7 protein-coding genes are annotated in these 6,645 nt (G+C 55.7%); 6 read left to right on the top strand and 1 reads right to left on the bottom strand.

All coding sequences use genetic code 11. The features are described from left to right. Positions 1 to 252, bottom strand: a 252-nt coding sequence (locus K8W16_RS12435; RefSeq protein ID WP_369694477.1) for a type IIL restriction-modification enzyme MmeI, incomplete at its 3' end; no start/stop codon positions are given. Positions 253 to 412: 160 nt separating this feature from the next. Here K8W16_RS12435 and K8W16_RS12430 point away from each other — a divergent pair. From K8W16_RS12430 to K8W16_RS11525, 6 genes are all read left to right on the top strand, one after another. Beyond that, positions 413 to 745 (top strand): transposase, encoded by a 333-nt coding sequence (locus K8W16_RS12430; RefSeq protein ID WP_369694476.1) that lies wholly within the window; start codon positions 413 to 415, stop codon positions 743 to 745. Then, on the top strand, positions 739 to 1,095 hold the full coding sequence (gene tnpB, locus K8W16_RS11545) for an IS66 family insertion sequence element accessory protein TnpB (protein WP_304123983.1): 357 nt from the start codon (positions 739 to 741) through the stop codon (positions 1,093 to 1,095). Before K8W16_RS12430 ends, tnpB begins: the two co-directional genes overlap by 7 nt. A gap of 39 nt (positions 1,096 to 1,134) precedes the next feature. Then, positions 1,135 to 2,742, top strand: a complete 1,608-nt coding sequence (locus K8W16_RS11540; RefSeq protein WP_304123980.1) for an IS66 family transposase — start codon at positions 1,135 to 1,137, stop codon at positions 2,740 to 2,742. Positions 2,743 to 2,950: 208 nt separating this feature from the next. Then, positions 2,951 to 4,123: an FAD-dependent oxidoreductase gene (locus K8W16_RS11535; RefSeq protein ID WP_304123978.1), complete on the top strand. Its 1,173-nt coding sequence runs from the start codon at positions 2,951 to 2,953 to the stop codon at positions 4,121 to 4,123. Positions 4,124 to 4,125: 2 nt separating this feature from the next. Beyond that, entirely contained in the window at positions 4,126 to 5,841 is a 1,716-nt protein-coding gene (locus K8W16_RS11530) for an FAD-binding protein (RefSeq protein WP_304123976.1), read from the top strand. A gap of 56 nt (positions 5,842 to 5,897) precedes the next feature. After that, positions 5,898 to 6,645: SLC13 family permease (locus K8W16_RS11525; protein ID WP_304123973.1), on the top strand; the 748-nt coding region annotated here is incomplete at its 3' end.

Genomic DNA, 6,645 nt, shown 5'->3' with positions numbered 1-6,645 from the left:
GGCGTCAAGCACGGCTTGAGCGAGGGGCTCTATTGTTGCCTTCTGTTTGCCGTCAGCTTCTGGCCACGGGAAATTGTTGTACACAATATCCTTGGAATAGCGATAGTCGCTTTTCAAGCGGCCAGCTACAGCCCGCGTCCATGCCATGTGGACAGATGATGTTAAAATACCGAAGTGGTAGAGGGTCGCGTTGGGAATGATTTTTACAAGGTTACTTGAAAGAATGTCTGGGGATAAAAAACCTAGGGGAATGTAGCAATGTCATTTAGTTAAGGTTTTTACAAAAGAACACCGTAAGCGTAAAATCTAACCACGCCTTGTTCCAATAAGTGTAATATGAAACAATACCTCCGTGTAGTGTCAGACAGTGCACGGTAGTGTCGTACACTGCCAGCGAAGCGGAGGTATTATTATGAACAGTGGACTACGAGCATACAACGAGCAGAACAAACTGGCACAGTGGGTACAGATTGTATCCGAGTGCCGAGACAGTGGTATGAGTGTACGGCAGTGGTGCCAGGAGCATGACATCAATATCTCATCCTACTACAGATGGCAGAGAAAAGTGTATGCCATGGTCCAGGCACAGCAAGAAGTTCAATTTACAGAGGTGACGCCGGTACAGGCGGTATGTACTGACGGTGTGGCCGTGACAATTCGGATCCATGGTATGGAGGCGGATATTCACAGCGGTGCGGATGCTGCCACTGTAGAAACAGTCCTCCGGGCTCTGCAATCATGCTGAGCGACTTCACCGGCGCTGACAAGGTGTATATCGCCTGCGGGTATACAGATCTGCGCCGTGGGATCGACGGCCTGGCTGCGTTGGTTCAACAGGAATTTTCGCTGGATCCATTCACCAACACGCTGTTCCTGTTCTGCGGCAGACGCCGGGATCGGATCAAGGCGCTGTACTGGGAAGGCAATGGCTTTGTGCTGCTCTACAAGCGCCTGGAGTCCGGCATCTTCCAATGGCCCAGAAACGAGAGTGAGGCCAGAGCTTTGACTCCCCAACAATACCGCTGGCTTATGGAGGGATTAAGTGTTGACCAGCCCAAGGCACATAAGCCTGTTTCTGGTCTGGAGATCCTCTAAAGTTTTTGCATTTTTTCACCAATATGGTATAATAGACCCATGAAAAATACAGAACTTTACGGAACAAGCAACACGGAACTGGTCACCATTTCCCGTGCGGAATATGAGAAATTACTGGGTCAGGGGCAACAGCTTCTGACCCAGAACGAGCGTATTTCCCATTTGGAAAACCAGGTGGATTTGCTTATGGAGGCGCTGCGCCTTGTACGGCATAAGCAATTTGGCGCGTCCTCGGAAAAGTGTGACGAACCCCTCACAGAGCAGCTCAGTTTCCTGTTCAATGAAGTAGAGGTATTTGCCCAGCCCGAGAAGGAAGAAGTTACCGCTGTGGCTGCTCATACGCGCCACAAAAAGCATGAATACACCTTGGACAACATTCCGGAAGGTATGCCCACGGAGGTGGTAGAACACCGTCTGGAGGGTGACGAACTGGTGTGCCCCAAATGCGGAGATACCATGACGGAAATCGGTGTGGAAGTGGTCAAACGGCTCAAGATTGAGCCCATCCGTTTGGTTGTGGAGGAACACCGTTACCACACTTACGCCTGCCGGACCTGCGACCAGGAGGACATTAAGACGCCGGTTATTAAAGCACCCCGGGAGAAGAATATCATCCCCGGCAGCTTTGCCACACCGGAAGCCATTGCCCACATTATGACGCAGAAATTTGTGATGGGCAGTCCGCTATACCGACAGGAGCAGGAGCTGCGTCGCCAGGGTATCTCTTTGAGCCGGCAGACCATGTCCAACTGGATCCTGCGGGCAGCGGAGGATTATCTGACCCCAGTGTATGAGCAGATGCATAAAGAGCTGCTTGGCAGAGCAGTGCTCCATGCGGATGAGACAACGCTGCAGGTGCTCCATGAACCGGACAAAAAACCTCAGAGTGAGAGCTATATGTGGCTGTACCGGACCAGTGGCGATACGGACAAGCCCATTGTCCTGTACGAGTACCAGCCGGGCCGGGGCGCCAGGCATCCAAAAGCGTTTCTGACAGGCTTCCGGGGCTACCTCCACACGGACGGTTATGCCGGATACCACAATCTTTCGGATGAAATCACCGTGGTTGGCTGCTGGGCCCATGCCCGGCGGAAGTTTGATGAAGCAGTCAAATCTCTGCCCAAAGGGAAGGCAAAAGGTGGTTCTGCCACGCAGGGCCTGGCTTATTGCAATAAGCTGTTTGAATTGGAGGATACGTTCAGCGGCCTTTCTCCAGAAGAACGATACGTCCAGCGGCTGGAACAGGCAAAACCTGTTCTGGACGCTTTATTGGCATGGGCAAATACCAGAACGGCAGCGCCGAAGTCTGCCCTGGGCAAAGCATTTACCTATCTCAAGGAGCAATGGCCGTACCTGGTCAACTATCTGCGGGACGGCAGATTGGAGATTTCCAATAATCGTGCTGAGCGAAGCATAAAGCCCTTTGTGATTGACCGGAAGAACTTTCTGTTTGCCAATACGCCCAAGGGGGCTGCTGGCAGTGCTGTAATTTTTTCTATGATCCAGACAGCCCTGGAAAACCAACTGGACCCCTACCGCTACTTGACCTGGCTGCTGAAAATGGCCAATGGTACAGATCTGACCAGACCGGACATACTCCGGAGTCTCCTCCCCTGGAAGGCTCCGGAGACGTGTAAAGTAAAATGATGAGACAATCCCAGCTCTGAGAATCATTTCGGAGCTGGGATTGTCTATGCGCCGTTACGTTTGACGCTTACCATTTTTTTTGAAAAAGAGAAAAATAACACAAAAAATTAGCTGGGACTACAAGGCACTTTTTCCTCATAGGTTACTTTATTCACGAGCCTGAAGTATCAGCCGCCGAGGGCTGAATCCACATTTATGAGGAGGTCTTATGTTACGTTCCATCGACCAGGAAAAATGCATTGGATGCGGTTCCTGTTTTAAAACGTGTTCATTTGATGTTTACCGCCTGAATACGCACCAGGAAAAGGCCTCACCCTGCAGCGCAGCCTGCCCCGCCGGCGTCGATGTGCGCAGCTACATGCACCTGCTTCAGCAGGGCCGTCATGCCGATGCGGCCGATGAGCTGCTGCAGTACAACCCCTTCCCTCTGTTCACCAGCCGTGTATGCCCTCATTTCTGTGAAAAAACCTGCACCCGCAAGAAAATCGACGCCTCCGTCAACATCGCGGCCATGGAAGACTATCTCGGCCACTGGATCCTTGAGCACGAACCCGCCCTGCCCGACATAAGCCGAGCGGGCACAGTAGCCGTCATCGGCTCCGGCGCCGCCGGTCTTGCGGCAGCCTACTTCATGCGCAGACGCGGCTACTCCGTCGTCGTTTATGAAAAGGAAGAAAGTCTGGGCGGGCAATTCCGCGAAAGCGTCCCCGCCGAGCTGCTCGACGCGCAGATAGCATGGTTCAAAAGCTGCGGCATTGAATTCAAAACCGGTACGCCCGTCGGCGACGGGGAACAGATCACCGTCCGCGGCCTGCGCAAGGCCCACACCAAGGCCGTGATCATCGCCACCGGCAAGGACAGTGCGGCACAGTTCGCTTCCGTCGTGGATATCGTCGACGGCAAGATCGACGCCGACCCCGTCACCCTGGCTACCAGAACCAACGGCGTATTTGCTGCCGGCCCCGTTCGCGGCGCCTCCCACGACCCCGCTCATGAAGTTGCCGACGCGCGCGAGGCGGCCTACTCCGCCAACTGCTTTGTCGACGGCTGGGACATGCTGGAATCCCGTCCTGTGAAGAAACGCGAGATCGCCGCCATGCCCACGGAAAAAATGTTCCAGTACTCCAAAGAACTGCCCATCGGCAATCTGCCGGCCACTCCGCGTAATGAGGTCGCTCCCGGCCAGATGTTCAAATATGAAACCATGATCCTTGAAGCCAACCGCTGCGTCACCTGCGGGGCCAAGGCGGAAGCCGCCTACAAGAACGACTGCATGACCTGCTACTTCTGTGAAATCGCCTGTCCTGTCGGCGCCATCCTCATCGACCCCTTCAAGGAACGGCTGCCCCGTACCATCGAATTCGAACGCGAAGGAGTGTAGAGATGAAACAGACGAATATCGACCATCATATCAAAGCGGACGTTCTTATCATCGGCGGCGGCTTCTCCGGTCTCTGGGCAGCCATCAGCGCTCGCGAACATGTTGAAAACGTCGTCCTCGTCGACAAAGGCCCCGCCGACTGGGGCGGACTCGGCACCGCTTCCGGCGGCGACTTCCAGTGCGTGCAGGACACGACGGTGGAAGCTGCTCTTGACGACGTCGTCTACTACTATGACGGCCTTTGCGACCAGCCTCTCGTACAGCGCATCCTCAAAGAATCCTACGAACGCTTCCAGCACTATGAACGCCTCGGCGTGCAGTTTGCCCGCGACGAAAACGGAAAGCTTCTTGCCATTCCGCAGCGCAACCTCAAGCACATGAAAATGCTGCTCATCCGTCCGTACGGCACGGGCGGCCCGAGTATGCGTGATGCCCTGGTCCGCGAGGCCGACCGCCTCGGCGTGCGCCGTATCTTCCGCGTGGCCATTACCGATATCTTCAAGGACGATGCCGGTGAAGTGGCAGGCGCGGCAGGCTTCCATACCCAAAGCGGCGAAACCTTTGTTTTCGAAGCTCCCGCTGTAGTACTTGCCACGGGCGGCGGCGGATGGCGCCCCTCCTACATCACCATGTCCAACTCCACAGGTGAAGGCGGCTACCTGGCTTACAAGGCCGGAGCCGAACTCTCACACAACGAGTTCATGAACATCTGGATCCAGCCCGTCGTGTTTTCCTGGGAAGGCCAGACCGGCCTTCTGCCCCTGGGAGCACGCCTTGTGAACAAGGACGGGGAAGACTTCATGAAGAAGTACTACTCCGAAAAGCTGGGTCCCAATACCGACACTACCTACAACTCACGCGGCATGGCCTTTGAAGCCAGGGCCGGCAGAGATCCCATCTTCTTCGACACCACTCCCATGACCAAGGAAAACGCCAAGCTGATGGAACCTGTCCGCGGCTGGGCCAAGATCAACTATGATCGCCTCGTCAACGAGCACGGTATGAAGTTCTTCGACGGCAAGACGCGCTGGATGCCTCAGATCATGTGGCACAGCGGCGGCCCCGTGACCGACCTTAACTACGAAACTACCATCCCCGGCATGTTCGCCGCCTGCCGCTGCAAAGGCTTCGACCCCGGCGTGTACATGGGCGGCTGGGCTCTGTGCACCACCGCCGTCACCGGTTACATCGCCGGCGCCAACGCGGCCCATAAGGCCCAGGAGAAAAAGAACGCCGTAAACATGACGCAGGCCGGCGAAGCCCTCAAGGAAGCTCTGGCCCCCATCGGCCGCAAGGGCATCGATACCAAGGATATCATCCGTGAAGCCCAGGAAATCGTTTACCCCGCCGATGTCTGCCTCATCAAGAGCGAAGCCAGCCTGACCAACGCCCTCAAACGCGTAGACTACGCCAACGAACTGGCCGACCGCATGATGGCCAAGGATCCGCGCGATCTTTGCAAGTTCTATGAAGCGAAGACCATGCTCATGCGCTCCGAACTGTTCGTGCGTTCCTCCCTGCTGCGTAAGGAATCCCGCGCCGGGCACTATCGCGAAGACTATCCCGAGCGCAACAACGAAGAATGGCTGGCCTGGCTGCATGTGCGCCAGGGTGACGACAAGCAGCCTGTCTTCTCCAAAGTCCGCGTCCCCATAGAAGAATATCCTGTGCAGCCCTACCGCTACTACATGGATAACTTTACCTTCCCCAAGATGTAACTTCAGGCCACAAAAGGGCGGAGTTCCGCTCCGCCCTTTCTCTTTGGAGAAAAAAGATGCGGAAAAAACTCATCAGTTTCCTCAGTATCGTTCTGCTCTCCGTCGTCTTATACCTGATGCCCACCCCTGAAGGGCTGACCCCCAACGGACAGTATGCCATTATCTTCATGCTCGCCGCGGTGCTCTTCTGGGTGACGGAAGCCCTGCCCATCGCCTTCGCCGCAATCCTCTTCACTGTGCTTCCGGCCATTTTCCACGTCGCCCCGCTGCCCAAGATGATGGGCAATTTCGCCACGCCCACGGTGTTCTTCGTGTTCGCCATGTTCATCGTGTCCATAGCGTTCCAGAATTCCGGGTTCAGCCGCCGCATCGTTCTCTGGGAAAGTGTGAAGTCCCGGGGCAACCCAGGCAAGCTGCTGCTCTACCTCATGATGGCGGGCGGCATCCTTTCCTCCTTCCTGGCTGATATCCCCGTCATGGCCATGCTTCTGCCCGTCGCCCTGGTCATTCTGCAGAAAAACGACTGCATGCAGGGCGCAAGCTCCTTCGGCCGCGCCATGATGATAGGCCTGCCCTTCGCCTGCCTCATCGGCGGCGTCGGCACCCCGGCCGGCTCCTCCATGAACGCCATGACCATCGGTCTGCTCAAGGATACCGCCAACGTCAACATCTCCTTCCTGGAATGGGCCTGCGTAGGCATGCCCATGGTACTCATCCTCACCCCCATCGCCTGGTTCTTCACCATCAAGATCTACCCGCCGGAAATGAACAATCTGGTAGGGATGGAAGCCATGGAAGAAGAAT

The organism is Mailhella massiliensis, from assembly GCF_020741395.1.
Lineage (GTDB): Bacteria > Desulfobacterota > Desulfovibrionia > Desulfovibrionales > Desulfovibrionaceae > Mailhella > Mailhella massiliensis_A.
The sequence above is the reverse complement of the archived record's forward strand: the minus strand, read 5'-3'. Positions and strand labels throughout refer to the sequence as shown.

Excerpts from the sequence above, each read along its gene's own strand:
- K8W16_RS12430 (WP_369694476.1), top strand. The coding sequence starts at position 413 with ATGAACAGTGGACTACGAGCATACAACGAGCAGAACAAACTGGCACAG.
- K8W16_RS11540 (WP_304123980.1), top strand. The coding sequence starts at position 1,135 with ATGAAAAATACAGAACTTTACGGAACAAGCAACACGGAACTGGTCACC.
- K8W16_RS11530 (WP_304123976.1), top strand. The coding sequence starts at position 4,126 with ATGAAACAGACGAATATCGACCATCATATCAAAGCGGACGTTCTTATC.
- K8W16_RS11535 (WP_304123978.1), top strand. The coding sequence starts at position 2,951 with ATGTTACGTTCCATCGACCAGGAAAAATGCATTGGATGCGGTTCCTGT.
- tnpB (WP_304123983.1), top strand. The coding sequence starts at position 739 with ATGCTGAGCGACTTCACCGGCGCTGACAAGGTGTATATCGCCTGCGGG.